This is a genomic window from Sphingomonas sp. BK580 (genome assembly GCF_014194975.1).
Taxonomy (GTDB): domain Bacteria; phylum Pseudomonadota; class Alphaproteobacteria; order Sphingomonadales; family Sphingomonadaceae; genus Sphingomonas.
In genome coordinates, this window is sequence record NZ_JACIAY010000002.1 from 27,358 (window position 1) to 51,506 (window position 24,149).

A 24,149-nucleotide genomic window follows, 5' to 3' on the forward strand; every position below is an offset into this window, starting at 1 on the left:
AGGCTCTTTCTAAGACGTGCGCGCCGGTGGGGGTTCCCTCCACGGTACGGAAGGTGGGGGCAGCAGCGACTCAACCGAACTGCTCGGCGGCAGGATCACGGCGCTGACGCTCCACACACGCAACCTGTTCCCCGGCGAAAGCCGAGGCCCAGGCGGGAGACGCGGGTGAGTCTCACGACAGCTTTCCCACCTGGGCCCCGGCTTCCGCGGGGGAACAGGAGAGGCAAAGGGTGACTCGCCAACCCTCACAATCGCGGCAGAGTCACCCCGCGCTGCCCCATATATTTGCCCGCCCGGTCGGCGTAGCTGATCTCGCAGGGCTCGTTGCCCTGGAGGAACAGGAACTGGCACGCGCCCTCGTTGGCGTATATCTTGGCGGGCAGCGGCGTGGTGTTCGAGAACTCCAGCGTGACGTGCCCCTCCCAGCCCGGCTCGAGCGGGGTGACGTTCACGATGATGCCGCAGCGCGCGTAGGTCGACTTGCCGAGGCAGATCACCAGCACGTCGCGCGGCACGCGGAAATATTCCACCGTCCGCGCCAGCGCGAAGCTGTTCGGCGGGATGATGCACACGTCGGTCTTGCGGTCGACGAAGCTGTTCGAGGCGAAGTCCTTCGGGTCGACGATCGCGTTGTCGACGTTGGTGAAGATCTTGAACTCGTCGGCCACGCGTGCGTCATAGCCGTAGCTCGACAGGCCGTAGCTGATGCAGCCGTCGCGGCGCTGCGCCTCGACGAAGGGCTCGATCATGCCCTCGCCCTGCGCGCGCTCGCGGATCCAGCGGTCCGACAGGATCGACATACAGGCTCTCCCAGGTGAGCGGACGCTTTCGGCGCTGCGCCGGACGAGCGCAAGGGGGGTGTCTGTCGTCGGGTCGCCCCACTAACCCGTTCGCTTCGAGTAGCCGTCGAGCTTGCCGAGACGGCGTATCGAGAAGGTGCCGCAGGTGGCGCGCTCTCGATACGCGCTCTCGACAAGCTCGATCGCTACTCGAGCCGAACGGTTGGAGGAACGAACGGAGGAGGAGGGCCGAACGGTAGCGGAGGGCCAAACGGCAGAGGCCCAGCCTCCCGCTCACCCCCGCGGCAGCGTGATGGTCGCGACCAGCCCGCCGCCGTCGCGCGCGGCGAGCACGATCGCGCCGCCGGCCTCCTCGACGATCGCGCGCGCCAGCGCGAGCCCCAGGCCGATCCCGCCGGTCTCGCGGTTGCGCGACGTCTCCAGCCGGATGAAGGCGCCGAACACGTCGTCCAGTCGGTCCGCCGGGATGCCGGGCCCGCGGTCGGCGACGACGATCGCCGCGCTCGCCGCCTCGGCGCGCAGCGACACTTCCGCGGCGCCGGCATATTTCACCGCATTCTCGATCAGGTTGCGCACCGCGCGGCGGATCAGCGACGGGCGCAGCCGCATCCGCAGCCGCGCGGCCTCCTCGAACGCGACATCGTCGCCCAGGTCGCGGAAGTCCTCCACCACCGCGTCGACCAGCGCGGCGAGATCGACCTCGGTCTCGGGCTCGCTCGGGCGGCCGAGCCGCGCCAGCGACAGGATGTCCTCCAGCGTGCGGTTCATCTCGGCGATCGTGTCGGCCATGCGCGCGCGGTCCTGCTCGTCCTCGACCGACTCGATCCGCACGCGCAGCGCGGCCAGCGGGGTGCGCAGGTCGTGGCCGATCGCGCCGAGCATGCGGTCCTTCTCGTCGAGCATCGCGGTGACGCGCAGGCTCAGCGCGTTGAAGGCGGCGATCACCGCGGCGACGTCGGGTGGCCCCTCCTCCTCGAGCGCGCGCGGCGGGGTGCGCGGCGAGTAGGCGCGCGCCGCGGCGGCGAGCTCGCGCAGCGGGCGCGAGATCCGACGCGCCACCCACAGCACCGGCAGCAGCACCATGCCGTACAGGATCAGCGTCTGCGCCAGCAGCCGCCAGAACAGCCGCGTGTCGCCGCGCGGCAGTCCGCCCGCCAGCACCAGCCAGCGCCCGCCGGGCTGCTGCGCGGCGACCACGATCGTCTCCGGGGGCGGCTCGGGGCCGTGGCGCGCGGCCATGCGGCGCTCGAACCGGCTGAGCGGCACCTGATAGGTGCCCGGCGGCGCGATCGCCACCTCCACCCGGCGCATCCGCACGCCGAACTCGTCGAGCTGCGCGCGCACTTCGCGCGCCATCTCGGGCTGCGCTGCCATCTCGGCGGTGATCGGGCTGCGCGCGGCGACTCGGACGCGGCCGCGATCGGGCGCGATGCGGCGCCCGCTCGCTTCCTGGTCGAGCGCGTCGGCGAGGCGGAAGGCGGCGGGGCGTGACGCCTGCGCGACGCGGAAGCTGCTCCGCTCGCGCAGCAGCAGCGCGAGGTTGATCGCCTGCGCCACGAACAGGGCGAGCGCGACCAGCAGCGCCATCTGCCCGGCGAGGCTGCGCGGCCAGGGCAGGCGGCGCCAGGTCACGCGGCGCTCATCGCCGCGCTCACAGCCGCGTCACGTCGGTGGAGAGCGCGTAGCCGCCGCCCCACACCGTCTTGATGATCTCGGGCGCCTTGGGATCGGCCTCGATCTTGCGGCGCAGCCGGCTCACCTGATTGTCGATCGCGCGGTCGAACGCCGCCGCCTCGCGCCCCTGCGTCAGGTCGAGCAGCTGGTCGCGCGTCAGCACCTGGCGCGGGCGCTGCACCAGCGCGAGCAGCAGGTTGTACTCGCCGGTCGACAGCGGCACCGACACGCCCTCGCGGTCGACCAGCGCGCGCTCGCCGGTCTTGAGCAGCCAGCCGGCGAAGGCATAGGCGCCGCTCTCGGGGGCGTGCTGCCGCACCGCGCCGCCCGCGGTGCGGCGCAGGACGACCTTGATCCTTGCCGCCAGCTCGCGCGGCGAGAAGGGCTTCACGACATAATCGTCCGCGCCCATCTCGAGCCCGACGATGCGGTCGGTCTCCTCGCTCTTGGCCGTGAGCAGGATCACCGGCGTCTCGCCGGTGGCGCGGATGTGGCGGCACAGCGACAGCCCGTCCTCGCCCGGCATCATGATGTCGAGCACGACGAGGTCGATCGCATAGGCGGCCATGCGCGTCCGCGCGCTCTCCGCGTCGCCCGCCTGGGTGACGCGAAAGCCCTGCTTGGTGAGGTAGACGGCGAGCGGCTCGCGGATCGAGCGCTCGTCGTCGACCAGCAGCAGATGCGGGGTGTCGGCCATGTCGTCGGGGCCTGCCATAGCTGATGCCTTGATGGGAAGGGCCGCAGTGTCAGTCGCGCTCGGGCGCGGCGCCGTCGTGCGGGTCGCCTCCCTCACCCTCGCGTCCGCCGCCGCGTGGGCCGGGGCCGCGCAGGTCGCCGTCGGGGCCGACGCGGCGCGCGCGCATCATCAGCCGCATCGCCTCGCGCTCCTGCTGGTCGACGCGGCCGTCATGGTTGGTGTCGGCGCGGTCGAACATGCGCAGCGCACGCTCGCGGAACTGCTCGCGCGTCATCTCGCGCGGGGCGCGGCGGTGAGGGCGGTCACCGCGCTCGTGCCGGTCGCCGTCGCGCTCCGCGCCGGGCGGCGGGGGCGGCGGCGGCGCGTCCGCACCCGGCGGGGGCGGCGGCGGCGGAGGGCCGTTCTCGCCGGGCGGCGGCGCCATGTCGCCGCGCGGGCGGTGCGGCGGTCGGAACGCGCGGCGCTCGTCGCGATCGATCTTGCCGTCGCCGTTGGTGTCCATCGCGGCGAAGCGGCGGTCGGCCTCGGCCGCGGCCTCCTCGCGCGTCACCACGCCGTCGCGGTCGGCGTCGGCGGCGGCGAGCGGGTCGTGCGGCCCCATCGGGCGTGGCGGCGGCGCGTCCGCCCGCGCCGCGGGCAGGTCCTGCGCGAGCAGCGGCGCGGCACTGGTAAGCGCGGCGGCGCCGAGCACCGCGGCGGAGAGCAAGGTCTTCATCGGATACACCCCTCGACACGTTCGACGGGGCTCGGGCCCCATCAGTGTCGCGGCACTAGGCCGCGTGTGTCGCGCCGGGATGTCGGAGCGCCGGAATATTGTCGCGATTTGTATCAGCCGAAGATCGCGACCGACTGGGTCTGCTCGGCGACCGCGCGGCCGTCCGCGTCCCAGATCGCCATCTGCTGCGACGAGGCGCCGTCGCGCGCGTGGTCGGTGGCGGAGCGCAGCAGCCACCAGCCGTCGCGCGTCGCCGGCGCGGGGGCGAGCAGGTTGAGCTGCCAGGTCATCGAGCTCACCGGCGCGCCGACGCCGAGCAGCCGCAGCGCCGCGGGCGGCAGGCAGTCGCCGATCGCCAGCAGCTCGACCTCGGGATGGAGCCCGTCGCGCTCGGCAAGCCGCGCCCAGCGTAGCCACGCCGCCGGATCGTCCTGGCCGGGCGGGTCGACGAACTCGAAGTGGCGCGTGAACGCCACCTGCGGGTGGCCGCCGCGCAGCACGCGGTCGTCGGGTCCGGGCGGAGCGGCCGCGGGCGCGGCGCCGCGCGTGTGCGCCAGCGCCTCGGGCAGCGCGCGCATGAAGACGAAGGTGCAGCGCACGCCGAGCCCGGCCTCGCCGCTCACCTCGGCGGCGACGAAGGCGGCGTTGCGCCCGCGCCGCAGCAGCGCGGCGGAGACCGTCACCGCCCCGGCGAGCGGCCCGACGAACGCCACCTGCGCCGAGCGTAGCGGCGGCAGCTCGCGCTCGAGCTGGTGCGCCGCGTGCAGCGCCAACGCCGTCGAGAGGCCGCCGAATGCGGTGCGGCCCTGCTGCCAATCGGGCGGGATCGCGCCGTGCCAGCGCGCCGCGCCGCCGTCGCGGACGAACGCGGCGAGCAGCTGGCCGAGCGGGGTGGGCGACGCTGGGTTGGTCATCGCCTCACGCTAACGGCGGATCGCGACGGATCAATGCCGCGCGCCACGGCGGGGCGAGAAGAGTCGGCCGCGCGGCACGTCGGCCCCGTGGAGCCCGCTATGAAGGAGGCTGCGACGACGAGGAGATGACATGAGGCGCACGCTGCTGGTGATCGACGTCCAGAATGCCTATTTCGCGCGCGGCGCGCTGCCGCTGTGGCGCGCCGAGGCGGTGGAGGAGCGGATCGTCGCCGCGGTCGCCGCGGCGCGAGCGGCGGGCGATCAGATCGTGCTGGTCCGTCACGTCGCCGCCGGCGGTCCCTTCGCCGAGGACGAGCCCGGCAGCGTCATCCGCCCCGCCATCATGGAGGTAGCGGAGGGCGCCGCGGTGATCACCAAGAGCTTCCCCGACGCGTTCCAGGAGACCGATCTCGGCGCGCATCTGCTCGACACCGGCGAGCTCTTCATCTGCGGCATGATGACGCAGAATTGCGTCACCTACACCGCGCTCGCGCCCGAGGCGACGGTGCTCGACCGCGGCGTGATCGGCGACCTGTGCACCGCGCCGACCGACTTCGTCCACCAGGTCGCGCTCGCCGCGCTCGGCTCGAAGATCCCGGTGGTCACCGCGGCGGAGGTGTGGCCGACGCGGGAGGGGGGATGAGGATCGCGACAACGTGACACCTCCCTCATGCCGGACTTCGGTCCGGGATCCACTCCTCCGCGAGAACGACGTTCTCGGATGGTGCGGCCCGGTGGATCCCGGACCGACTCCGCGGTGACGACAGGAGGTGAGGGGAAGAGACGAGGGGGGCGGGCGGCGACGGCGGCATGCGCCCAGACCAAGCCTTCCCCGTCCTGATCGACTCGACCTATCGCGCGGTCTGCCCGAACAGCACGCGCCGCTGCTCCTCGCTCATCTCCGCCGGCTGGGCCTGCACTCGCGCGCCCTGCTCATAGGCGCGCACCACCGCGGGACGCGCCTTGATCCGCGCGTGCCACGCCGCGATGTTGGGGAAGTCGTTGATGTCCTGGCCCTGCGGCTCGGGCAGGATCCAGGGGAAGCAGGCCATGTCGGCGATGCTGTACGCGCCGCCCGCGACATAGTCGCGCTCCTCCAGCCGCCGCTCGAGCACGCCGTACAGCCGGTTGGTCTCCTTCAGATAGCGATCGATCGCATAGGGCACCCGTTCGGGCGCGTAGCGGGTGAAGTGATGGTTCTGCCCCAGCATGGGGCCGAGCCCGCCGACCTGCCACATCAGCCACTCGAGCACCTCCACATGGGCGCGCGGCGTCGCCCCGCCGAACTGCCCGGTCTTGTGCGCGAGATAGAGCAGGATCGCGCCGCTCTCGAACACGCTGACCGGCGCGCCGCCGTCGGTCGGCGCATGGTCGACGATCGCGGGCATGCGGTTGTTGGGCGAGATCGCCAGGAACTCGGGGCGGAACTGCTCGCCCTCGCCGATATTGACGGGGTGGACGGTGTAGTCGACCCCGGCCTCCTCCAGGAAGATCGTGATCTTGTGGCCGTTCGGCGTGGGCCAGTAATGCAGGTCGATCATCGCGCGTCTCCGTCGTGTGCGCGAAGGGTGGGGACGCCGACCGCCACGATCAATGCCGCCGCGCCGATCAGCGTGCCCGCCACGACGAAGGCGAGCCCGTCGAAGCCGTGCCGCGCGCCCCAGGCGAGGCTCTGCGTGGCGATCAGCGGCCCGATCACTGCCGCCACCGAGTTCATGCTGCCGAGCCCACCCTGCAGTGCGCCCTGGCGAGTCGCGTCGACCAGGCGGCTGAGCAGCCCGTTCATCGCCGGCCACGCCAGCGCGCCGAGCGCGCCGACGAGGAAGAAGGCATAGACCTGCCAGCCGCGAGTGACGAAGGCATAGGCCAGCAGCGTCGCCGCGCCGGCCGCCAGCCCGATCAGCGCGGCGCGGCGCTCGCCCAGCCGCGCCACCGCACGCCGGGTGAGGAGTAGCTGCACCAGCAGCTGCAGGAAGCCGACCCAGGCGAGGCTCCAGCCGATCGCCGCGGGGCTCCAGCCGAAGCGCAGCGTTGCCCAGAAGCTCCATACCGCCGGGTAGACGATGCCGCCGAGCTGCCACAGGAACCAGGCGACCAGCAGCGGCGCGGCGTTGCCCGCGGCGAACAGCGGACGGAAGGCGCCGATGACGTGCGCGTCGCGCCAACGGAACGGGCGGCGATGCTCGCGCCCCAGCGTCTCGGGCAGGAAGAGCAGCATCGCCACCGCGTTGAGGGCGGCCAGCGCGGCGGCGAGCGCGAACGGCGCGCGCGGCCCCCAATGCGCCACCAGCCCGCCGAGCGCGGGTCCGACGATGAAGCCGAGGCCGAACGCCGCGCCGAGCAGGCCGTAGCCCGCGGCGCGCTGCTCGGGCGGGGTGACGTCGGCGATCACCGCGCCGGCGGGCCCGTAGCTCGCCCCCGCCGCGCCGGCGATGGCGCGGCCGAGGAACAGCCAGGCGAGCGTCGGCGCGCCCGCCATCAGCGCATAGTCGAGCGCGAAGGCGACCATCGCCGCGACGAGCACCGGGCGCCGGCCGAAGCGGTCGCCGAGATTGCCGAGGATCGGCCCGGCGACGAACTGCGCCAACGCGAAGGCGGCGAGCATCCACCCGCCGATCAGCGTGGCATGCGCCAGGTCGGTGCGGCCGAGCGCGACGATCAGCCCCGGCAGCACCGGCATGACGATGCCGAAGCCGATCACGTCGACCGTGACGGCGGCGAGGACGATCGGCACGGCGCGATGCGCGAAGCGAGGCATGGTTCGTCCATAGCGCCGCCCGGCAGCGCTGTCCTCGCCTCCCGAACAAGCTGATCTATGTGAAAAGAATATGGATCGAACCGGGACCAAGGCTTGTCCCGCGCGATCCGCGCGGTAATGAGATGTAAATAAGGGTTGCTGGGGGGCGCCGGTGGGGGATCAGGAGAGCGTCGGGGTCGCGTACCGCCGCCCGAGCGACGCGTTGACGCGCTACGTTACCGGCTATCATCGCTTCGCCGCGCCAGTGGTGCCGGGGCATGTCTTCCACGACGCCTTCTTCCCGAGCGTCGCGACGATCCGGGTCACGCTGGCGGGCAGCCCCTCCTGGGGGCTGCGGATCGGGAGCCGCAGCTATGACCCGATGCCGACCTGCGCGCTGACGGGACCCACCAGCTACGCTGGCTATGTCACCAGCTCGGGCGGCATCCTGGTCGGTGCCGGGCTGCTGCCGTACGGCTGGGCGCAGCTGTTCGGCGGCGACGTGTCGCGGCTGTCGAACCGGGTCGTGTCGCTCGATGAGCTCGACCCCGGCGCCGAGATGCTGCGCGCCGCGCTCGAGTCGGGCGAGCCGTTCGAGCAGGTGTTCGATGCCTGGCTCGAGGCGCGGCTGCAGCGCCGCCCGGTCGCCGACCCGCGCATCGACCGGCTGTGCACCATGCTGCGCGACCCCGCCACGACGCGGATCGAGGCGGTGGCCGAGTCGCTCGACATGACACCGCGCGCGCTCGCCGCGCTGACCCGCTTCAATTTCGGCTTCACTCCCAAGCTGCTGCTGCGCCGCACCCGCTTCCTGCGTGCGCTCAGCGCGGTGCTGACCCAGCCCGAGGCGGCGCCGATGACGCTGGAGGAAGCGGGCTATTGGGACCGCTCGCACTTCCTGCGCGACAGCCACCTGTTCCTGGGCTGCTCCGTGCGCGAGTTCTCGCGCCGGCGCGGGCCGCACAACCAGCTCGCCATCCGCGCGCGCACCGAGGCGCTCGGCGCGCCGGTCTAGCGGCGGCGGCCGGATCGGCGACGCTCGGCCTTGCCTGGGGTGAGCGACCGGGAGCGGCAGCGGACCCGGCGCACGGCGGCCCCATTCGTCGGCTCACTCCCCGAGCAGACGGTCGTCGAACATCCCGAACAGCAGCGTCGAGGCATAGAGCCCCACGGCGCGGTCGCGCGGCATCGTCGAGGCCCATTTGCGCATGTCGAAGGCGGCGTTGAGCAGCGCCATCAGCGCCTGGCTCGCGATCAGGCTGTCGACCGCGCGGATCGTTCCCTCCGCGGCGCCGTCCATCAGCGTCCCGGCGAAGCGGCGCGCGATGCGGGTGGAGCGGTCGACCATCTGCTGGCGCTCGCCCGGCGGCAGGCCGCTCAGCGCGGTCGTACGCAGCAGCGAGCCGCTGTCGGAGAATTGCACCGCCACCAGCGTCGCCACCGCGTCGCACAGCCGCTGCCAGTGCGTCCCGCCGCGCGCGTCGGCGCTGCGCTGCGCCGCCGCGATCGTGTCGAAGCTGCGGCGGTAGCAGGCCGCGACCAGATCGTCCTTGGCGTCGAGATGGTGGTAGAAGCTGCCCTTGGTGACGTTCAGCTCGGAGGCGATCCGCTGCACCGAGGCACCGCGATAGCCCAGCTCGTTGATCAGCCGCGTCGCCGCCAGCAGGAAGGCGTCGCGCCCCGGCATGCCATCGTCCTGCGCGAGCGTCAGCGGGCGCGGCGCCCAGCGCGCGTCCGCGCCGGCCAGGCCGTGGCGGAACAGGTCCATCAGTCGCTCGGCGGCGCGCGGATATTGGTCGGCGTCGTAGCGCGGCAGCCAGGCGGGCAGCCAGAACATGTTCTCCAGCAGCACGTGCGCGCGCGCGCCGGCGAGGTCGACCGCGCCGCGCGCGCGCTGCTCGCCCCACAGCGCGCGGGTGCGGCGGAACACCTCGCGCCAGCGCGCCATCAGCCGGGCGCGCACCGGCTCGTCCATCGCGCGCAGGTCGGAGAGCACCGCGAAGGCGCGTTCCTCGCCGCGCTCGATCCGGGCGAGCCGCGCGAGGTTGAGCGTGACCAGCCGCTCGACCCGCTCGGGCGGGGTCGGCTCGGCCGCGGCCGCGTCGAGCATCGCCAGCAGATAGTCGAGCGTGTGCTCGAACGCGGCGGCGGCGAGATCCTCCTTGCGCTTGAAGTAATAAGTGACGCTGGTGGTGTTGAGCCCGACGCGACGCGCCACGTCGGCGAAGGTCATGCCCTTGGCGCTCTGCTCGTTGATCGCGTCCGCCGCGGCGGCCAGGATCGCCTCGCGCTTCTCGCGGAAGCGCCGCGTGGCGGTGGCGTCGTCGGTCCTCAGATCCCCCATGGCGCGATGGGTAGCACGTCGCTTTCGAAGATACAGTCCCTTTTCCATCGACATGGATCGTAGCTGCGGCGGCGCGACGAAGCGCGCTTTACCGAATACACGGTATGGCCTAAGCCCAGCCTCGACGAACGAGGAGAGGGTGGCGATGGACTTCACGCTGAGCGAGCGCGAGACCTATTTCCGCGATCGCGTCCGCGCCTTCATCGCGCGCCATATCGCACCGCGCGACCATGAGTATGAGCAGCAGTTGGCGAGCGGCGAGCGCTGGAAGGTCATCCCCGTGATCGAGGAGGTCAAGCGCGCCGCCCGGGCCGAGGGGCTGTGGAATTTCTTCATGCCGCCGCACTCGGGCCAGCAGCACGTCGACGACAGCTTCGAGTTCCAGGGCACGCAGCTGACCAACCTCGAATATGCGCTCTGCGCCGAGGAGATGGGGCGGATCGGCTGGGCGAGCGAGTGCTTCAACTGCTCCGCCCCCGACACCGGCAACATGGAGGTGCTTCACCGTTACGGCACGCGCGCGCAGAAGGAGGCGTGGCTGCGCCCGCTGATGGAGGGCGAGATCCGCTCGGTCTTCCTGATGACCGAGCCCGCGGTCGCCTCATCCGACGCGACCAACATCGAGACCCGGATCGAGCGCGACGGCGACCATTACGTCATCAACGGTCGCAAATGGTGGTCCTCGGGCGTGGGCGATCCGCGCTGCAGGATCGGCATCCTGATGGGCAAGACCAGCCTCGAGGGCTCGCGCCACCGCCAGCAGAGCCAGGTGCTGGTGCCGCTCGACACGCCCGGCGTGACGGTCGAGCGGCTGCTCTCGGTCTACGGCTACGACCATGCGCCGCACGGCCACGGCGAGGTGAGTTTCACCGACGTGCGCGTGCCGGTGGAGAACGTGCTGCTGGGCGAGGGGCGCGGCTTCGAGATCGCGCAGGGGCGGCTCGGGCCGGGGCGGATCCACCATTGCATGCGCACGATCGGGGTCGCCGAGGTGGCGATCGAGAAGATGGCGCGACGGCTGCTCGCCCGCGTCGCCTTCGGCAAGCGCATCGCCGATCACAGCGTGTGGGAGCAACGGATCGCGCGCGCGCGGATCGACATCGAGATGACCCGGCTGCTCTGCCTCAAGGCCGCGGACATGATGGACAAGGCGGGCAACAAGGCGGCGCAGCAGGAGATCGCGATGATCAAGGTGCAGGCGCCGACGATGGCGCTGCAGATTCTCGACGACGCGATCCAGGCGTTCGGCGGCGCCGGCGTGGCGGAGGACGCGGGGCTGGCGCATGCCTGGGCCTCGGTGCGGACGCTGCGCTTCGCCGACGGGCCGGACGAGGTGCACTGCCGAGCCATCGCGCGGCACGAGTTCGGAAAATACGGTGACGCCGGCGGGCGCGCCGCGGCATCGAGTGGCGACGTCGGGGTGAGCCGGTGAGGGGGGTGGAAGCTTTCTCTTCCCGCCTGTCGCGGCGTCGACCTGGACCCGTTCGCGGATCCACGGTCCCGCGTTCATCCGGGCTGGGAAGGTGCGTCACTCTTCCTCCCTGGCGTCATCCTGAACTTGCTCCGGGATCCACCCTGCCGCGAGCGCCATGTCGTCTGAGAGCGCGGGACGAATTTGGGATGACGCCGGGCAAGGCGGCTGGCGTGCCGCAGGCCTTCGCAGTGGCTCGCCGATGAGAGCCGCCGTCCTCACCGCCGCGCGCGAGCCGCTCACGATCGCCGACGTCACCGTCAGCACGCCGCTTGCGCACGAGGTGCTGATCCGCACCGCGGCCGTGGGCGTGTGCCGCTCCGACCTGCATTTCGTCGACGGCCTCTACCCGCACCCGCTCCCCGCCATCCCCGGCCACGAGGCGGCGGGCGTGGTCGAGGCGGTCGGCAATGAGGTGCGTACCGTGAGGCCCGGCGATCATGTCGTCACCTGTCTCTCCGCCTTCTGCGGGCACTGCGAGTTCTGCCTCAGCGGGCGGATGTCGCTGTGCGTCAGCGGCGAGACGCGGCGGCCGCGCGGCGCCGAGCCGCGGCTGCGCCTCGCCGACGGCGGCGCGGTGGCGCAGATGCTCAATCTCTCCGCCTATGCCGAGCAGATGCTGGTGCACGAGCACGCCTGCGTCGCGATCGACCGCGACATGCCGCTCGACCGCGCCGCGCTGATCGGCTGCGCGGTGACGACCGGCGCGGGCGCGGTGTTCAATACCGCCGACGTGTCGCCCGGCGAGACGGTGTGCGTGGTCGGCTGCGGCGGGATCGGGCTGGCGGCGATCAACGCCGCGCGGATCGCGGGGGCGGGGCGGATCGTCGCGCTCGACCCGGTGCCCGAGAAGCGCGCCATCGCCGAGCGGCTCGGCGCGACCGACACGTTCGACAGCGCCGTCGAGGGCGTCGCCGCGGCGGTGGTCGAGGCGACGCGCGGCGGCGTCCACCACGCGATCGAGGCGGTCGGCCGGCCGCAGTCGGCCGCGACCGCGGTGGCGGTGCTGCGCCGCGGCGGTACCGCGACGATCCTCGGCATGCTCCCGCCGATGGAATCGGTCGGCCTCTCGGCCCTCGACCTGCTGTCGGGCAAGAGGCTGCAGGGCGGGCTGATGGGCTCCAACCGCTTCCCGATCGACGTGCCGCGCCTGGTCGACTTCTACCGGCGCGGGCTGCTCGACCTCGACACGCTGATCGCCGAGCGCCTCCCGCTCGAACGCATCAACCACGCCTTCGACGAGCTGCGCCGCGGCGACTCGACGCGCAGCGTGATCGTCTTCGCATGAGCGACGAACCCTCGCTCCAGCGCGATCTCGCCGAGCGCGACCGGCTCGACACCGCGCGGCTGGGCGCGTGGCTGGCCGAGCACGTGCCCGGCTTCGCCGGCCCGCTCGACTATGCCAAGTTCGCGGGCGGCCAGTCGAACCCGACCTACCTGCTCGACACGCCCGAGCGGCGCTACGTGCTGCGGCGCAAGCCGATGGGGGAGCTGCTCCCCTCGGCGCACCAGGTCGAGCGCGAGTATCGCGTCATCGCCGCGCTCCACCCCACCGGCTTCCCGGTGCCGCGGCCCTTTGCCTTGTGCGAGGACGCGTCGGTGATCGGCTCGGCCTTCTACGTCATGGAGATGGTCGAGGGGCGGACGATCTGGGACGGTGCCATGCCCGTGCTCGCGCCCGCGGCGCGGCGGGCGCATTATCACGCGATGATCGACACGCTCGCCGATCTCCACAACGTCGATCCGGGCGCGATCGGGCTCGGCGACTATGGTCGGCCGGGCAATTACTTCGAGCGTCAGGTCGCGCGCTGGACCAAGCAGTATCGCGGCGCCGAGACCGAGACTTTGCCCCAGATGGAGCGGCTGATCGAGTGGCTGCCGCGCACCGTGCCGCCGCAGACCCGCACCGCGATCGTCCACGGCGACTACCGCGTCGACAACATGCGCTTCGCGCCGGGCGAGGAGCCGCGCGTCGCCGCGGTGCTCGACTGGGAACTGTCGACCCTGGGCGATCCGGTCGCCGACCTGACCTATTATCTGATGAGCTGGGTCACCGAGCCAGAGGGGCGCTCCGGCGTCATGGGGCTGACCGGCGACGCGTCGGGCATCCCGACGCTCGAGGAGATGCTGGCGCGCTACGCGGCGCGCACCGGTCGCGACGAGCCGGTCGCGATCGACTGGTACTTCGCCTTCAACCTCTTCCGCCTCGCCAGCATCGTGCAGGGCATTCGCAAGCGCGTGCTGGTCGGCACCGCCGCCAACGCGCGCGCGCAGGAGACCGCGGCGCGGCTGCCGCTGCTGGTGAGCGCGGCGTGGCACTTCGCCGGGCGCGCGGGGGCATGAGCGCGGAGGGGGAGCGGATGCGGTTCGCGGGCAAGTCGATCGTCGTCACCGGCGCGGGCTCGGGCATCGGCCGCGCCGCCGCGCTGCTGTTCGCGCGCGAGGGCGGCCGCGTCGTCGCCGCCGACGTCAGCGAGGGCGCGGACGCCACCGCCGCCGCGATCGCCGACGCGGGCGGCATCGCGCTGGCCTTTCGCGGCGACGCGGCGGACGAGGGCGACGTCGCGCGGCTGGTCGCGCTGGCGGCGGAGCGGCACGACGGGCTCGACGTGATGTTCGCCAACGCGGGCATCTCGGGCGGGCTCGCCAACCTGTTCGACACCGACGTCGCGCTGATCACCGAGGTGCTCCGCGTCAACCTGATCGGCCCGTTCCTCGCGCTCCGGCACGCCGCGCCGCTGATCGCGGCGCGCGGGGGCGGCGCGGTCGTGCTCACCGCCAGCGTCGCCGGGCTGCGCTCGGGGGCGGGGTCGCCGGCCTATTCGGCGAGCAAGGCGGGGGTGATCAACCTCGCGCAGGTGGCGGCGCAGCAGCTGAGCGGCAGCAACGTGCGGGTCAACGCGATCTGCCCCGGGCTGACCGAGACGGGGATGACGCGGCCGACCTTCGACTACGCGCGCGAGGCGGGTAAGCTCGACCGGCTCGGCCGGCTCAACCCGCTGCGCCGCGGCGCGCAGCCCGAGGAACTGGCGCGTGTCGCGCTCTTCCTCGCCAGCGAGGAAGCCAGCTACGTCAACGGCCAGGCGATCGTGGTCGACGGCGGCCTGTCGTCGAGCCACCCGGTGACGCGGCAGGATTACGGCAGAACCGCGGTGTGAGGCGGCGCTCGCCGTCGGTCGGCCACGTCGGCCCGTCCGGCGCGCGACCCGTCGGCTCGCCTCCCAGCGCGGCGGCCCGCGGGCTGTCCTACGCCCGCGCGATCTGTCACGTGGCGTGATCCTGGGAGAGAAGGAGATCGGTCTTGTTGAACCACGTCCTGGTCGGGTCGAACGACCTGGCGCGCTCGGCGCGCTTCTACGACGCGGTCCTCGGCGTGCTCGGCGCCCCGCCGGCACGCCGTGACACCGCGCCGAGCGGGCACGAGCGCTTGTTCTATCGCCACAACGGTACGATGTTCGGTGTCAGTCAGCCGATCGACGGCGCGCCGGCGAGCGTCGGCAACGGCAGCACCGTCGCCTTCCGCTGCGACTCGGCCGAGCAGGTGCAGCGCTTCCACGACGTCGCGGTCGCGCACGGCGGCACCTCGATCGAGGACGGCCCCGGCCCGCGCGAGACCAGCTTCGGCCGCGCGGTGCTGGCCTATGTCCGCGATCCCGACGGCAACAAGCTGTGCGCGGTGAGCCGGGGATGACGGCCTATGTGGCAATGCTCCGCGCGGTCAACGTCGGCGGCACGGGCGCGCTGGCGATGGCCGAGCTGCGGCGGTCGTGCGAGGCGGCGGGCTTCGCCGCGGTGCGGACCTATAACGCGAGCGGGAACGTGGTCTTCACCAGTCCGCTCGACGCGGCGGCGGCGAAGCGGCGCCTGGAAGAGGCCTTGCAGGAGTCGACCGGGCGGCAGGTGAGGGTCGCGGTGCGCACCGCGGACGAGCTGGCGGCGGCGCTCGCTGCCAACCCCTTCGCCGACGCGCCGCCGTCTACCACCGTGATGGTCTTCCTCGACGCGCCGCCCCCGACCGACACGCTCGAACACGCGCTAGCGCCGGGCGGCGAACGGCTCGCCCTCGGCGTGCGCGAGATCTACGTCGCCTACGGCGCGGGCATGGGGCGGTCGCGGCTCAAGCTGTCGGCGGCGGCGGAGGGGACCGCGCGCAACGTCAACACGGTAGCGAAGCTGGTCGCGATGGCGGCGGAGATCGCCGCGGCGTGACGCTCGGGGCTGCGGCGCGGCGTGGCGCGACGCACGCTACGTCCGACTCGACATTCGCCGGTGCGCACCCCGCCATGGACTCAACATTCGCAACATTCGCGCCCCTTCCAAGCCCGGGGTACAGCCGCTACAGGCCCGCCATGGAGCATCCCGACAGCATCCTCATCGTCGATTTCGGCAGCCAGGTGACCCAGTTGATCGCGCGCCGCGTGCGCGAGGCGGGGGTCTACAGCGAGATCGCGCCCTTCCAGTCCGCCGCCGACGCCTTCGAGCGGATGCGCCCCAAGGGCGTGATCCTCTCCGGTGGTCCCGCCTCGGTCGTGGACAAGGGGAGCCCGCGCGCGCCCCAGGCGGTGTTCGACTCGGGCGTGCCGGTGCTCGGCATCTGCTACGGCCAGCAGGTGATGAACGAGCAGCTCGGCGGCAAGGTCGAGAAGGGCAACGCCGGCGAGTTCGGCGAGGCCTATGTCGAGGTCGACGCCGCCTGCGGGCTGTTCGACGGGCTGTGGCAGTCGGGCGAGCGCCATCAGGTGTGGATGAGCCACGGCGATCATGTCGCCGCGCTCGCGCCCGGGTTCGCCCCGGTCGCCTCGTCCAGGGGAGCGCCCTTCGCGCTCACCGCCGACGAGACGCGCCGCTACTACGGCATGCAGTTCCACCCCGAGGTGGTCCACACCCCCGACGGCGGCAAGCTGATCGCCAATTTCGCGCGCCACGTCTGCGGGCTGGCGGGCGACTGGACGATGGCCGAGTTCCGCGCCACCAAGATCGCCGAGATCCGCGCGCAGGTCGGCAGCGGGCGCGTGATCTGCGGCCTGTCGGGCGGGGTCGACTCGGCGGTGGCGGCGGTGCTGATCCACGAGGCGATCGGCGACCAGCTCACCTGCGTCTTCGTCGACCACGGGCTGCTGCGCGCGGGCGAGGCCGACCAGGTCGTCGGGCTCTTCCGCAACCATTACAACATCCCGCTGGTCCATGTGAACGCGGAGACCCTGTTCCTCGGCGGGCTGGCGGGGGTCACCGATCCCGAGGCGAAGCGCAAGTTCATCGGCAAGACCTTCATCGACGTGTTCGAGGACGAGGCGCGCAAGATCGGCGGCGCCGAGTTCCTCGCGCAGGGCACGCTCTACCCCGACGTGATCGAGAGCGTGAGCTTCACCGGCGGCCCGTCGGTGACGATCAAGAGTCACCACAATGTCGGCGGCCTGCCCGAGCGGATGAACATGAAGCTGGTCGAGCCGCTGCGCGAGCTGTTCAAGGACGAGGTGCGCGAGCTCGGCCGCGAGCTGGGGCTGCCTGACGCCTTCGTCGGCCGCCACCCGTTCCCGGGGCCGGGTCTCGCGATCCGCATCCCCGGCGAGGTCAGCAAGGAGCGCTGCGACATCCTGCGCAAGGCCGACGCGATCTACCTCGAGGAGATCCGCGCGGCGGGTCTGTACGACACGATCTGGCAGGCGTTCGCGGTGCTGCTGCCGGTGCGTTCGGTCGGCGTGATGGGCGACGGGCGGACCTATGATTCGGTGCTGGCGCTGCGCGCGGTGACCTCGACCGACGGCATGACCGCGCAGGCGTTCCAGTTCCCGGGCGACTTCCTGCCGCGGGTGGCGACGCGGATCATCAACGAGGTGAAGGGCATCAACCGGGTGACCTACGACTACACCTCCAAGCCCCCGGGCACGATCGAGTGGGAATGACGCGGGACGAGCGAGCGGCCGGGGGCTGCTCGCCCGCGTCATTCGGCGGCGCGAGCCGCCGCGGCGCGCGGGACGAGCGAGCGGCCGGGGGCTGCTCGCCCGCGTCACTCGGCGGCGCGAGCCGCCGCGGCGCGCGGGACGAGCGAGCGGCCGGGGGCTGCTCGCCCGCGTCACTCGGCGGCGCGCGGGACCCCATGCCGAGGATCAGGCCGTTCGACCGAGATCGTGCCCCCGCGGATGCCGGCTTCCAGAGCCGAAAGCGGTCTGCCGGCCGCTCTGGGCAGCTGCAACCGCAGGCGCACGCGGTTGTCTCGCCGGACGGGCCTCGGACATCGATGAAGAGAACGTCGACCGCCCGGATCGTTCCTCTCCTGACGCTTCTCGCGGCCGCGCTCGCGCTTCCCGCCGCGCCGGTCGCCGCAGCGAGCGGCGACCCGCCCGAGTGGACGCAGCCGCGCGCCCCTCTGCACCTGCTCGGCCCCATCACCTATGTGGGGTCGCGCGGACTGGGCGCGTACCTGATCCGCACCAGCGCCGGCGCGATCCTGGTGGACGCGACGATGGACGAGAACGTCCCCGCCATCGAGCGCAACATCCGCTCGCTCGGGCTGAAGCTCAACGACGTCAAGCTCATCCTGGTCAGCCACGCGCATTTCGACCATGTCGGCGGGCTCGAGCGGATGCGCCGCGACACCGGCGCGCGCGTGCTCGCCGGGCGCGGTGACGTCGCCGCGCTGCGCACCGGCACGCCGCCGGGGGAGACCAGCTACGGTGTCCGCCGCTTCGCGCCGGTCGCGCGCGTCACCGGCGTCGCCGACGGTGAGCGAGTCACGCTCGGTGATGTCAGCCTGCGCGCGGTGACGACCGCGGGGCACACGCCCGGCTGTACCAGCTGGGTGATGCGCGTGACCGATCGCGGGCGCCCGCGCGAGGTGGTGTTCGCTGGCAGCATGACCGTCGCGGGCAACCGCCTCGTGAACAATCGCCGCTATGCGACGATCGTACGCGACTATCGCGCCACCTTCGCTCGGATGGAGCGGCTGCGCGCCGACGTGGTGCTGCCGATGCACCCCGAGGCGGCGGACGTGTTCGGCCGCGCGCGATCGGGCACGCTGGTCGCCCCGCGGCTGCTCGGTGACATGGCGCGCGCTGCCCGGGTCGACTTCGAGCGCACGCTGCGCGAGGAGACGCGCTGAGCGGCGTTGCGCTGGACGGACGCATGCGCTTGAGTGCGCCCGGGTCGTGCCGGCGTTGCCCGAGGATGGGGCAGCGCGGTCGAGAAGGAGAGACATGATGCGGAATCTGACGAAGGCTGGCGTGGCCGCACTCGCCCTGGCGCTGTCGGCGGCGCCGAGCGTAGCGCAGCGCGGCGCGAGTGCGCCCAACACGCTCACCGCCGGAGAGCGCGCCGCCGGCTGGACGCTGCTGTTCAACGGACGCGATCTCACCGGCTGGCGCTCGTTCAAGGGCGGCGCGCCCGCGCCCTCCTGGGTGGTGCGCGACGGCGCGCTCGAGCTCACCGCCTCGGGCGGACACATGAGCGGCGCCGATCTCGCCACGGCGGCGAGCTACGGCCCGTTCGAACTCACGCTCGACTGGAAGGTCGAGAAGGGCGGCAACAGCGGCGTGATCTATCTCGCGCGCGACGAGCCCGGGACGACGCAGAGCTATGAGACCGGTCTCGAGATGCAGGTGCTCGACGACCAGGGCCATCCCGACGGCAAGATCCCGTCGCATCGCGCCGGCTCGCTCTACGACATCACCGTTCCGCCGGCGGGCGTGTCGCGCCCGGCGGGCAGCTGGAATCACGCGCGACTGCTGGTTGAGCCCGGTCGCATCCGGCAATGGCTCAACGGCGTGCCGACGGCCGACGTGTCCTACGGCGATGCCGCCTGGAAGGCGCGCGTGGCCAAGTCCAAGTTCGCCAAGATGCCGCTGTACGGCACCTTCGCCAGCGGCGTGATCGCGCTGCAGGACCATGGCGAGCCGGTCGCGTTCCGCAACATCAAGCTGCGGCGGATCGGCGCGAAACGCTGACGTGGCCACGCGCGGGTAGGACTGATCCGTTGCCTTGCATCAAGTGCCGGAACGATCGACTTCCGCCGCGTTTCTGAGAGCCATGGCCTTGTTTTATTTTCAATTAGCCGGTCGCGAGCGGGACGCGACCGGGATCGAGTGTGCCGATGTGGCTGCGGCGCGCAACGAGGCAGTACGGCGGCTCGGCGGCTACCTCTCGGCGCACCCCGGCTACGCCGAGGAGGGACACTGGCGCGTGACGGTGGAGGATGCGAGCCGCCGTCCGCTGCTCAACGTCATCGTCGCCACCGTCGCCGTGCGCGGCGCACCGGACGGATGACGCGATCCGCGGCGTATACGGTCGCGCGAACGAATCCTTAAGTACGAGTAACTTACAGGCAGGCGACGAGGTCATTGACCCCGGTCGCCCACAGCTCCGCGAACGGGAGCGGGCGACTGTCATCCCGCCCGCCGCGCGCGCCAGCGACGCGTCGGGTCCCAAGGCGGTCGCATGCGTATGACGAGCTTCTCCTGGTTGACCCGCCTGGGCCGCGACCGCGGCGCGAACGTCGCGGCGATGATGGCGGTGGCGATGCTCCCGCTGGCCGCGCTGGCCGGCTCGGCGCTGGACGTGTCGCGGATGTACGTGGTCAAGTCGCGACTGCAGCAGGCGTGCGACGCGGGCGTGCTGGCCGGGCGGCGCTTCATGGCGACGGACGGCGGCACGACGCTCGACGCCACCGCGACGGCGCAGGCCAAGACGTTCTTCAACAACAATTTCGGCACGGGCTATTTCGGCGCCGCCAACGCCACCTTCACCCCCACCAAGACCAGCGACCAGCAGGTGGCAGGCACCGCGACGGTACAGGTGCCGATGACGGTGATGAAGATGTTCTCCATGGCCACCGCCAACCTGACGGTGACGTGCAAGGCGCGCTTCGACATCGCCGATACCGACATCGTCTTCGTGCTCGACACCACCGGATCGATGGCGTGTCGCCCGGAGGACACCGACGCGCAGTGCAGCAGCTATGTCAACGCGAATCCGGCGCAGGCCTATACACGCCCGGGGAGCGATCCTGATGCGGTCGCGGGCTATCTCAACTCGACTGGCTATGCCGTGCCCGAGACCACCGCTGGCAACGGCTCGCGCATCAAGGCGCTGCGTCAGGCGGTGAAGGATTTCGCCGCGGTGATCACATCATCCATGGATAGCAGCACGCGGGTGCGCTACGGCTTCGTCACCTACACGTCGACTGTGAACGCCGGCAAGGCGATCTACCAGATGTCTCCCAATTATCTGCTCGGCGCGACCTCGGGCGAGAAATGGTGGTATCAATCGCGCACTCCGGCATCCGGCGAGTCCGTCGAGAGTGCGACAGGCAGCCCGAACTATAAGGCGCAGGCGGACTGTACCGCGGTGATGGGCACGCGTTCGTACGGCACCGCCGGTACCTTCGACGCCACCGCCACCGCCAGCTACACTGGTGGTCAGGTGTGGAGCGGCGGCAGATGTTACGGCAATGTCACCCGCAACATGGTGCCGAACTATGCGTACGATAAATTCAACCTCGACGTGTCCAAGTACATCACCGGCGCGGCGGTGACCGACCCGAGCAAGCTCGCCGTCACCGGCGCCACTTCCAAATGGGACGGCTGTGTCGAGGAGCGTCAGACGCAGGCCGGGACAACGAACTTCACCTCCGCGTCCTATGACCTCGATCCCGAACTGATCCCCAACGCCACACTGGTACAGACGCGTTGGCGGCCGATGTGGGCCGACGTCGAGTACCTCCGAAAAGACACGGCGGCTGATACCGGCATCGGGGAGGATCACGCCAATCTCGGCAGCGCAAGCCAGCGGAAGTCCGGTTTCTACTCGTGCGGCAAGCCGATCCATCGCCTCTCTGCCATGACGGCCTCCGCTATCGCCGCTTACGTCGACGCGCCCGACTTCAAGCCGCTCGGTGGCACGTACCATGACACGGGCATGATCTGGGGGACGCGGCTGCTTGCGTCAGCGGGCATTTTCGCCGCGGATAACAGCGGACGTACCGGCCAGCCCTCACCCCGGAAGATCATCGTCTTTCTGACCGACGGCGTGATGTCGCCCAGCCCCTCGATCTACGGCCTCTATGGCCTCGAGGGGGTGGATCAGCGCGTGAGCGGCGGCGACACCGGTAATCTCACCAACTATCACAACGCGCGCTTCCTCTACGAGTGCGGCCGGGCGCGCCAGCTCGGCATCGACGTGTGGACGGTCGCGATCGACGACGCGCCCAGCGACCAGCTGACGCAATGCGCGCGCAACAGCTCGCAGGCGCTGTACACCACCACCGGCAGCGGGCTCTCCGCGATCTTCCAGAAGATCGCCAAGCAGGTCGCGATGCTGCGGATCGACCAGTGACCGCGCCGCGCCAGTTCGCGCGCGATCGCCGCGGCGTCAGCACGATCGAGTTCGCGCTGCTGGCGCCCGTCCTGTTCATGGTGGTGCTCGGCCTCTTCGACCTGATGTACGGCGTCTATGTCCGCTCGGTGCTGGAAGGCGCGGTGGTGAAGGCGGGGCGCGACAGCGCGCTGGAGAACAACGCCGCGGACCAGAGCGCGATCGACACCAAGGTGCGCACCATGCTCGCCGCGCTCGGCGGCGGCATGACGATCACCACGTCGCGCAAGAGCTACGCCAGCTTCTCGCTGGTCAAGCCGGAGGCGTTCGACGATCAGAACAGGAACGGCGTGCGCGACGCCGGCGAGTGCTTCGACGACGTCAACGGCAACGGCATCTGGGATGCCGATCCCGGCGTCGGCGGGCAGGGCGGCGCCAACGACGTCACCAACTACACCGTCACGCTGACCTACAACCGCATCTTCCCGATGGCGGCGCTGGTCGGCTGGCCGCGGACCCAGTCGCTGTCGGCGTCCACGTTGCTCAAGAACCAGCCGTACAAGACCCAGACCAGCAACGTGGTGAGGTCGATATGCACCTGAGCCTCGCCCCGCTCGCCGCGCGGCTGCGGCGCGACCGCTCGGGCGTCTCGATGATCGAGTTCGCGCTCACCTTGCCCGTGGTGCTGACGCTCGGCTGCTACGGCATCGAGACGAGCAACGTGGCCTTGACCTCGCTCCAGGTCAGCCAGCTCGCGCTCAACCTCGCCGACAACGCCTCGCGCGTCGGCAGCATGCAGAGCGACAACTCGACCCAGCTGCGCGAGGTCGACATCAACGACGTGCTCACCGCGGCGCGGCTGCAGGGCGCCAAGCTGGGGCTCACCACGCGCGGGCGGATCATCGTCTCCTCGCTGGAGGAGAGCGGCGGCAAGCAGTATATCCACTGGCAGCGCTGCCTCGGCACGCAGAGCGGCGCGGCCTATGACTCGCACTACGGCACCGCCCCGGCCGACGCCGGCACGCAGACCGGCAGCGCCTACGCCGGGACGGTGGTCACCGGCATGGGCAATGCCGGCGCGCAGGTCACCGCGCCGCCGGGTACCGGGGTGATGTTCGTCGAGGTGAACTACCTCTACAACCCGATCATCAGCAGCCGCTGGCTGAGCGCGGGCGTGCAGCAGATGCGCTACACCGCCTCGTTCATCGTGCGCGACCGCCGCACCTTCGACATGGTCTACAATCCCGCGCCCGCCGCGCAGCGCTACACCTGCGACCGCTACACCGCGTCCTGAGCCGAGGTCACCGCATAGCGCAGGTGGAGCGCGCCGTGGCCGAGCTGCTCCGCGCCGAGCAGCTTCAGCCGCACCTTGCCCTTCAACCCCGCGGCGCCGGCCTCGACGATCGCCCGACTGTCGCCGCCGTCCAGCGCGGGGGCGAGCAGGAGGTCGAACTGCTCGACCAGGCCGGCGGCGAGGAAGCTGCCGTTCACCCCGCCGCCGCCCTCGAGCAGCAGGTGGCGCGCCCCGAAGCGCTCGCCCAGCACGTCCAGCGCGGCGGCCAGATCGAGCCCATCGTCGCGCGCGTCGGCGACGATGTAGGAGACGCCGTCGTCGACCAGCTCGGCGAGATGCGCGTCGGGAACGTCCGCGCCGAGCAGCACCACGACATGGTCGCCGTGCAGCTCTCCCGCGGTGAAGTGGAGCTTGCCCGCGCGGTCGAGCGCGATCGCATAGGGCCCGCTATCGCGCGCGACATGGAGCGGGCGCGGCGGGGTGCCGACGTCGGCGGGCGGGTGCGGCAGACCCTTGGCCATCTCCGCCATCGTGACGCGGCCGACGATCCAGCCGTCCGCGTCATAGCGGTCGTGGATCGCCTCGTAGGCGTCGGTCCAGTCCGCCGCGGTGCCGTCGGGGCTCTCGGTCCAGCGGCTCGGGTGCAGGCGGCCGTCGAGCGAGCCCGCCATCAGGCAGGTGAGGCGCGGGCGAGTCATGCCGCCGCGTCGCCGCGATAGTCGGCGTCGCTGACCGGCTCGAGCCACGTGACCGCGCCACCGTCCTTCTTCTCGGCGATGGCGACATGCGTCATCGCGGTGTCGGGCGCGGCGCCATGCCAGTGGCGCTCGTCCGGCGCGAAATAGACGATGTCGCCCGGGGCGATCTCCTCGATCGCGCCGCCCTCGCGTTGCGCGCGGCCGCGTCCGAAGGTGACGAGCAGCGTCTGGCCGAGCGGATGCGTGTGCCAGTTGGTACGTGCGCCCGGCTCGAAGGTGACGGTGGCGCCGGCGAGCGCCCCGCTGCCCTCGAAGGGCATGTCGAGCCGGACCTCGCCGGTGAAATAGTCCGCCGGGCCGCGCGATGACGCGATGTCGCCGCTGCGCGTGATCTTCATGGGTACGTCTCCGCGAGATGATGCGCGCTCAACGCGGCGCGCGCGCACCGTCTCCCCCGTATGGCGTTGAGCGGCGGGCGACGCCGCGTTGCGCAGGCGGGC

General features: G+C 71.6%; 25 protein-coding genes. 15 read left to right on the plus strand and 10 right to left on the minus strand.

Annotation, left to right across the window (positions count from 1 at the left end):
* Positions 1–245: 245 nt before the first annotated feature.
* The 5 genes from dcd to FHY05_RS03360 all read right to left on the minus strand — a co-directional run bounded on the left by dcd (position 246) and on the right by FHY05_RS03360 (position 4,800).
* Positions 246–800 (minus strand): dCTP deaminase, encoded by a 555-nt coding sequence (dcd, locus tag FHY05_RS03340; RefSeq protein WP_183920730.1) that lies wholly within the window; start codon positions 798–800, stop codon positions 246–248.
* Positions 801–1,073: 273 nt separating this feature from the next.
* Complete coding sequence (locus tag FHY05_RS03345) at positions 1,074–2,387, minus strand: HAMP domain-containing sensor histidine kinase (RefSeq protein ID WP_183943521.1); 1,314 nt, start codon at positions 2,385–2,387, stop codon at positions 1,074–1,076.
* Between the two features lie 64 nt (positions 2,388–2,451).
* Entirely contained in the window at positions 2,452–3,171 is a 720-nt protein-coding gene (locus FHY05_RS03350) for a response regulator (protein WP_183943522.1), read from the minus strand.
* A gap of 49 nt (positions 3,172–3,220) precedes the next feature.
* Positions 3,221–3,886, minus strand: a complete 666-nt coding sequence (locus FHY05_RS03355) for a hypothetical protein (protein WP_260181169.1) — start codon at positions 3,884–3,886, stop codon at positions 3,221–3,223.
* A 113-nt stretch (positions 3,887–3,999) separates the two neighbouring features.
* Complete coding sequence (locus tag FHY05_RS03360; RefSeq protein WP_183943011.1) at positions 4,000–4,800, minus strand: thioesterase family protein; 801 nt, start codon at positions 4,798–4,800, stop codon at positions 4,000–4,002.
* Between the two features lie 130 nt (positions 4,801–4,930).
* Here FHY05_RS03360 and FHY05_RS03365 point away from each other — a divergent pair, with 130 nt between their 5' ends.
* A complete protein-coding gene (locus FHY05_RS03365) occupies positions 4,931–5,443 on the plus strand; it encodes a cysteine hydrolase family protein (protein ID WP_183943012.1) in 513 nt (170 codons plus the stop codon).
* A 208-nt stretch (positions 5,444–5,651) separates the two neighbouring features.
* Here FHY05_RS03365 and FHY05_RS03370 read toward each other — a convergent pair whose 3' ends face one another.
* Both FHY05_RS03370 and FHY05_RS03375 read right to left on the minus strand, forming a co-directional pair.
* Positions 5,652–6,341, minus strand: a complete 690-nt coding sequence (locus FHY05_RS03370; protein WP_183943013.1) for a glutathione binding-like protein — start codon at positions 6,339–6,341, stop codon at positions 5,652–5,654.
* Positions 6,338–7,558 (minus strand): MFS transporter, encoded by a 1,221-nt coding sequence (locus FHY05_RS03375; protein ID WP_183943014.1) that lies wholly within the window; start codon positions 7,556–7,558, stop codon positions 6,338–6,340. The genes FHY05_RS03370 and FHY05_RS03375 overlap by 4 nt, the downstream gene beginning before the upstream one ends.
* Positions 7,559–7,760: 202 nt before the next feature.
* On the opposite strand from FHY05_RS03375, the gene FHY05_RS03380 reads away from it, so the two are divergent.
* Positions 7,761–8,552 (plus strand): helix-turn-helix domain-containing protein, encoded by a 792-nt coding sequence (locus FHY05_RS03380; protein ID WP_183943015.1) that lies wholly within the window; start codon positions 7,761–7,763, stop codon positions 8,550–8,552.
* 93 nt (positions 8,553–8,645) lie between these two features.
* On the opposite strand, the gene FHY05_RS03385 is transcribed toward FHY05_RS03380, so the two are convergent.
* Positions 8,646–9,881: a TetR/AcrR family transcriptional regulator gene (locus FHY05_RS03385; RefSeq protein ID WP_183943016.1), complete on the minus strand. Its 1,236-nt coding sequence runs from the start codon at positions 9,879–9,881 to the stop codon at positions 8,646–8,648.
* A gap of 145 nt (positions 9,882–10,026) precedes the next feature.
* On the opposite strand from FHY05_RS03385, the gene FHY05_RS03390 reads away from it, so the two are divergent.
* The 13 genes from FHY05_RS03390 (at position 10,027) to FHY05_RS03450 (ending at position 22,951) form a co-directional block, all read left to right on the plus strand.
* Entirely contained in the window at positions 10,027–11,313 is a 1,287-nt protein-coding gene (locus FHY05_RS03390; RefSeq protein WP_183943017.1) for an acyl-CoA dehydrogenase family protein, read from the plus strand.
* 241 nt (positions 11,314–11,554) lie between these two features.
* On the plus strand, positions 11,555–12,640 hold the full coding sequence (locus FHY05_RS03395; protein WP_183943018.1) for a Zn-dependent alcohol dehydrogenase: 1,086 nt from the start codon (positions 11,555–11,557) through the stop codon (positions 12,638–12,640).
* On the plus strand, positions 12,637–13,695 hold the full coding sequence (locus FHY05_RS03400; RefSeq protein WP_183943019.1) for a phosphotransferase family protein: 1,059 nt from the start codon (positions 12,637–12,639) through the stop codon (positions 13,693–13,695). Before FHY05_RS03395 ends, FHY05_RS03400 begins: the two co-directional genes overlap by 4 nt.
* On the plus strand, positions 13,692–14,510 hold the full coding sequence (locus FHY05_RS03405; protein ID WP_260181170.1) for an SDR family NAD(P)-dependent oxidoreductase: 819 nt from the start codon (positions 13,692–13,694) through the stop codon (positions 14,508–14,510). Before FHY05_RS03400 ends, FHY05_RS03405 begins: the two co-directional genes overlap by 4 nt.
* A 143-nt stretch (positions 14,511–14,653) precedes the next feature.
* Positions 14,654–15,043 carry a VOC family protein gene (locus tag FHY05_RS03410; protein WP_183943020.1) on the plus strand — a complete coding sequence of 130 codons (390 nt, stop codon included), beginning with the start codon at positions 14,654–14,656 and terminating at the stop codon, positions 15,041–15,043.
* Between the two features lie 14 nt (positions 15,044–15,057).
* Entirely contained in the window at positions 15,058–15,561 is a 504-nt protein-coding gene (locus FHY05_RS03415) for a DUF1697 domain-containing protein (protein WP_260181247.1), read from the plus strand.
* 140 nt (positions 15,562–15,701) lie between these two features.
* Positions 15,702–17,255: a glutamine-hydrolyzing GMP synthase gene (guaA, locus tag FHY05_RS03420; RefSeq protein WP_183943022.1), complete on the plus strand. Its 1,554-nt coding sequence runs from the start codon at positions 15,702–15,704 to the stop codon at positions 17,253–17,255.
* A gap of 335 nt (positions 17,256–17,590) precedes the next feature.
* The gene (gene bla, locus FHY05_RS03425) at positions 17,591–18,451 is read left to right on the plus strand and encodes a subclass B3 metallo-beta-lactamase (RefSeq protein WP_183943023.1); all 861 of its coding nucleotides are present in this window, start codon (positions 17,591–17,593) and stop codon (positions 18,449–18,451) included.
* Between the two features lie 97 nt (positions 18,452–18,548).
* Entirely contained in the window at positions 18,549–19,292 is a 744-nt protein-coding gene (locus FHY05_RS03430; protein WP_183943024.1) for a DUF1080 domain-containing protein, read from the plus strand.
* 82 nt (positions 19,293–19,374) lie between these two features.
* Complete coding sequence (locus tag FHY05_RS03435; RefSeq protein ID WP_183943025.1) at positions 19,375–19,611, plus strand: DUF6894 family protein; 237 nt, start codon at positions 19,375–19,377, stop codon at positions 19,609–19,611.
* Positions 19,612–19,782: 171 nt separating this feature from the next.
* On the plus strand, positions 19,783–21,678 hold the full coding sequence (locus tag FHY05_RS03440; protein ID WP_183943026.1) for a TadE/TadG family type IV pilus assembly protein: 1,896 nt from the start codon (positions 19,783–19,785) through the stop codon (positions 21,676–21,678).
* Positions 21,675–22,259 (plus strand): TadE/TadG family type IV pilus assembly protein, encoded by a 585-nt coding sequence (locus FHY05_RS03445; RefSeq protein ID WP_311732360.1) that lies wholly within the window; start codon positions 21,675–21,677, stop codon positions 22,257–22,259. Before FHY05_RS03440 ends, FHY05_RS03445 begins: the two co-directional genes overlap by 4 nt.
* Positions 22,250–22,951 carry a TadE/TadG family type IV pilus assembly protein gene (locus FHY05_RS03450; RefSeq protein WP_183943028.1) on the plus strand — a complete coding sequence of 234 codons (702 nt, stop codon included), beginning with the start codon at positions 22,250–22,252 and terminating at the stop codon, positions 22,949–22,951. Before FHY05_RS03445 ends, FHY05_RS03450 begins: the two co-directional genes overlap by 10 nt.
* Here the strand turns inward: FHY05_RS03450 and FHY05_RS03455 are convergent.
* Both FHY05_RS03455 and FHY05_RS03460 read right to left on the minus strand, forming a co-directional pair.
* Entirely contained in the window at positions 22,936–23,649 is a 714-nt protein-coding gene (locus FHY05_RS03455; protein ID WP_183943029.1) for a RibD family protein, read from the minus strand. The genes FHY05_RS03450 and FHY05_RS03455 overlap by 16 nt on opposite strands.
* Entirely contained in the window at positions 23,646–24,047 is a 402-nt protein-coding gene (locus FHY05_RS03460; protein WP_183943030.1) for a cupin domain-containing protein, read from the minus strand. The genes FHY05_RS03455 and FHY05_RS03460 overlap by 4 nt, the downstream gene beginning before the upstream one ends.
* Positions 24,048–24,149 lie beyond the last annotated feature (102 nt).

Coding starts and splice junctions, on each gene's coding strand:
- FHY05_RS03400 (WP_183943019.1), top strand. CDS start 12,637: ATGAGCGACGAACCCTCGCTCCAGCGCGATCTCGCCGAGCGCGACCGG.
- FHY05_RS03345 (WP_183943521.1), bottom strand. CDS start 2,387: ATGGCGCTGCTGGTCGCGCTCGCCCTGTTCGTGGCGCAGGCGATCAAC.
- FHY05_RS03395 (WP_183943018.1), top strand. CDS start 11,555: ATGAGAGCCGCCGTCCTCACCGCCGCGCGCGAGCCGCTCACGATCGCC.
- FHY05_RS03430 (WP_183943024.1), top strand. CDS start 18,549: ATGCGGAATCTGACGAAGGCTGGCGTGGCCGCACTCGCCCTGGCGCTG.
- FHY05_RS03370 (WP_183943013.1), bottom strand. CDS start 6,341: ATGATCGACCTGCATTACTGGCCCACGCCGAACGGCCACAAGATCACG.
- FHY05_RS03385 (WP_183943016.1), bottom strand. CDS start 9,881: ATGGGGGATCTGAGGACCGACGACGCCACCGCCACGCGGCGCTTCCGC.
- dcd (WP_183920730.1), bottom strand. CDS start 800: ATGTCGATCCTGTCGGACCGCTGGATCCGCGAGCGCGCGCAGGGCGAG.
- FHY05_RS03365 (WP_183943012.1), top strand. CDS start 4,931: ATGAGGCGCACGCTGCTGGTGATCGACGTCCAGAATGCCTATTTCGCG.
- FHY05_RS03405 (WP_260181170.1), top strand. CDS start 13,692: ATGAGCGCGGAGGGGGAGCGGATGCGGTTCGCGGGCAAGTCGATCGTC.
- FHY05_RS03460 (WP_183943030.1), bottom strand. CDS start 24,047: ATGAAGATCACGCGCAGCGGCGACATCGCGTCATCGCGCGGCCCGGCG.
- FHY05_RS03435 (WP_183943025.1), top strand. CDS start 19,375: ATGGCCTTGTTTTATTTTCAATTAGCCGGTCGCGAGCGGGACGCGACC.
- FHY05_RS03415 (WP_260181247.1), top strand. CDS start 15,058: ATGCTCCGCGCGGTCAACGTCGGCGGCACGGGCGCGCTGGCGATGGCC.
- FHY05_RS03440 (WP_183943026.1), top strand. CDS start 19,783: ATGCGTATGACGAGCTTCTCCTGGTTGACCCGCCTGGGCCGCGACCGC.
- FHY05_RS03350 (WP_183943522.1), bottom strand. CDS start 3,171: ATGGCCGACACCCCGCATCTGCTGCTGGTCGACGACGAGCGCTCGATC.
- FHY05_RS03360 (WP_183943011.1), bottom strand. CDS start 4,800: ATGACCAACCCAGCGTCGCCCACCCCGCTCGGCCAGCTGCTCGCCGCG.
- FHY05_RS03355 (WP_260181169.1), bottom strand. CDS start 3,886: ATGAAGACCTTGCTCTCCGCCGCGGTGCTCGGCGCCGCCGCGCTTACC.
- FHY05_RS03390 (WP_183943017.1), top strand. CDS start 10,027: ATGGACTTCACGCTGAGCGAGCGCGAGACCTATTTCCGCGATCGCGTC.
- bla (WP_183943023.1), top strand. CDS start 17,591: ATGAAGAGAACGTCGACCGCCCGGATCGTTCCTCTCCTGACGCTTCTC.
- FHY05_RS03455 (WP_183943029.1), bottom strand. CDS start 23,649: ATGACTCGCCCGCGCCTCACCTGCCTGATGGCGGGCTCGCTCGACGGC.
- FHY05_RS03375 (WP_183943014.1), bottom strand. CDS start 7,558: ATGCCTCGCTTCGCGCATCGCGCCGTGCCGATCGTCCTCGCCGCCGTC.
- FHY05_RS03450 (WP_183943028.1), top strand. CDS start 22,250: ATGCACCTGAGCCTCGCCCCGCTCGCCGCGCGGCTGCGGCGCGACCGC.
- guaA (WP_183943022.1), top strand. CDS start 15,702: ATGGAGCATCCCGACAGCATCCTCATCGTCGATTTCGGCAGCCAGGTG.